This is a genomic window from Snodgrassella sp. W8132 (assembly GCF_016100865.1).
In the GTDB taxonomy this organism is placed as follows: Bacteria; Pseudomonadota; Gammaproteobacteria; order Burkholderiales; family Neisseriaceae; genus Snodgrassella; species Snodgrassella alvi.
In genome coordinates, this window is the sequence record NZ_JACFRQ010000010.1 from 1 (window position 1) to 3,367 (window position 3,367).

The window sequence follows — 3,367 nt, forward strand, 5'->3', positions numbered from 1 at the left end:
TGAGCTGGCAATTGGCGGTACTTACGATATTACAAACAAAGTAAAAGCTTATGGTGAAATCGGCCATACATGGTCTAATGGTGGTGATGCACATACTAAAGCGCCGGTAAATGGTTCTGTTGGATTAAAGATTAACTGGTAAATATTATTAGTAAAAATTTATTTATCATTAATTACATTCAATTCCAGGATATATGTTTGTTTCAATTAATTAAAATTATTATATATTATTGTTTTGTCATTATTTATAAACCAATCTAATTTTTATTTCATTTAAAATTGTAGGAGATAAGCAGGATGAACAAAATATATAAACTAATCTGGAATTTAAGATTACAGACTTATACAGTTGCATCAGAACTAGTACACAGTTGCGGTAAACAAAAACTGATTAAACTGACTGCTTGTTTCAGTATGTTGGCAGTCATCAATCTCGCTCATGCGCGGTGTCCGGTATTATCAACAGCAAATATAACCTGTACACAAAACAATCCCGCAAAAATCGCTACGGCGTTGACTGGTGATTCTATTCAGAATACGAACAATCGAATCCATATTTACAATAATGGAAATAGTTCAATAAATATCAATGTTACTAATGATATAAATATTGACCCATCCACAGCTACAACCGATATTACTCCAGCTATTCTGGCGGAAAATGAAGAAACTGCTACTGATATCAATATCAATACTCAAAATATCAACAGTGCAGTTGATGCCATATCTGTTTCGAATAAGGGTAGCGGTTATACTGTAATTAACACAGGTGATATCACTTCAGATAACCTGCCTGTCTATATTGATGTTGGCAAAAATGCAAAGGATATTACTGTTGCTACTAATAATTTAAAAAGTCCTGTCGGAGGTATTGTCATAGCCAATCATGGTATTGGCTCAAGTTCTGTTTATGTTAACGGTAATATTAATACTCAAAACAATGCGATCTCTGTTAATAATGATGTCTCGAGTAAAAACGTATTAATTAATGCTAATAATATCAATAGTGTTTCAGAGAGCATTCTTGTTAATAATCAAGGAACTGGATCAACCACTATTACAACAGGAAATATTAATTCAAGTAACAGTCAGGCACTTGTAGTTAAAAGTGGAAAAAATACACAAGATATCTATAGTTACAATGGTAATGTTGCAGGTCTTACCGGTGGTATTGATATTAATAATGGCGGTACCGGTTCAGTCACGGTCAATACAGGCAATGTAAAAAGTGACTTGGGATCGGGTATCCGTGTTTATAACGACCTTGGTTCAAAAGATATAAATATTTATGCTCACGATATTGAAGCATCTAATTTCGCTACCCAAGCTTTCGGTATTACAGCAAATAACTATGGTACCGGTTCAACTACTATTGTGGTTAACGGTTCAATAAAAACTGGTGAAAGAGGTACTGGTATCTGGGCAGTAAATGGTCGAAAAACTAAAGATTTAACAATTATTGCTGGTGATATCAATAGTAATACTCTTGGGGGAATTTTTGCGGTTAATGCCGGTGCGGGTTCAACCACCGTAATTGCCAAAGACATTACTGCCGATAGCGGTCTAGTAGTAGCAAATGGAGTTATTGCCAAAGATTTAATGCTTCAAGCTAATAATGTCACGGGTGGTGTTGAAGTTGCAAATGAAGGTATAGATGGTTCAACTACTGTTAATGTAAATAATATTTATAACGAAAAAGGTACTGCTCTTAGTGCTATCAGCAGCAACAAAGCAAAAGATTTAATTATTCATGTTAATGATGCTATCGGATCTTTTAACACTATAGATATTTTAAATTCTGGTACCGGATCAACTTTCCTGACCACTACAGGAAATGTTATTACGACTAAAATAGATAATGTGGAAGATGCCCAACATACTACCTATAATGGAATTGAAATTCGTCATTCTAAACCTGCTTATGAACTCAATATTACTCAGCTAGCCGGTAATATTACAGGGATAAATAATGGCATTTATACTGATAATCAAGGAAGTGGTGAGACTAATATACATATTGCCGGTAAAGTAAGCGGAGGAGTAGGCGCCGGTATTAAAAATACTGATGCAAGCGGTATAAATACTAATATTACATTGGAAAACGGAGCTGAAATTACCGCAAATTCTGGTATAGCAATTATGAATAATGATTCTAATGCCAATATTATAGTCAATAAGGGGGCTAAAATTTCCGGACAAGTGCTACTGAATAATGGTAGCGATACTTTCACTATTAATCAGGCTGATACGTCTGCCTTAACTCTACTCGACGGAGGAAAAAAAGACGCAGACGGATTAAACCCTGATGGACAGAAGGATATCGACACCCTCAATATTAACAGTCTGCTTACTGGTTCTTCTGCCAGTAATGGTGATATGAATAATACTGCATTACGTAACTGGACTATTATTAATGTTGGTCAGCAAGGAAATTCACCGTTATTCGGTAATTTAGCATTAACCGGAGATTTGGAAACCAAGCAATTAAATATTAATACGGGAAGCATACTAAATTTTGCAATACCTAAAAGCACTTCCCTGCAGACAGATACTGTGGATTTAACCCATCAGATAAATATTACTGCGGACGTAAATAATGCAGGCACAATCAGTTTTAATAACAACTATAGTGGAGATATTCTGACAATCAATGGCAACTACAACGGTAGCCCGGGTAGTCAGTTACTAATGGATATTGATTCTCATGAAAACACTGCCGATAAATTGTTGATTACGGGAGATGCTACTGGCAGAAGTACCATTAAAATAACGGACATTAATGGACTGGGAGCAGATACAACCGGCACCAACGGAATTGCTCTCATTACTGTTAAAGGAAAGAGTAATGATGCCATTTTTAGTCTGTTTAATGGCCATATTGATGCAGGTGCTTATGCATATGAATTGGTAAAAAATAATGATGACAGCAGCTGGTATCTGCGCTCAGATAAACAAACATTCTCCAGCGCCGCAAATCTTTTAAAGTCATATGATATACCTGAAGAAATTACAACCAGATCCAGACCACTATACCGTAAAGAAGTACCATTATTTGCCGCAGTTGCCTCTCAGTTACGACAGGCCGACAGCCTGATGCTCGCTAATATGCATCAGCGTATCGGTTCCACTCCTCTGCCCGATGAACGTATGAGCTGGGGCAGAGTGATTGCCAGCCGTTCTGATATTCAGCAAAATGGGCCGGCCAATGCCCGTACTACCGGTAATTATGCCGGTTTACAACTGGGCAGTGATATCTGGAGCAACAATGGCTGGCGTGCCGGTGGATATGTCGGCTATCTGCACGGCAATCTCGATGTCGACGGCTTTACCAGCGGTATTGATACCAGAGCAGGTAAAAACACAACCA

Annotated in this window: 1 protein-coding gene; it reads left to right on the forward strand. The window is 37.1% G+C overall.

Annotated features, from left to right (window positions below; all coding sequences use genetic code 11):
* Nucleotides 1-297: 297 nt before the first annotated feature.
* The coding region (locus tag H3U82_RS10760; protein ID WP_198210508.1) for an autotransporter outer membrane beta-barrel domain-containing protein at nucleotides 298-3,367 on the forward strand (3,070 nt) is incomplete at its 3' end.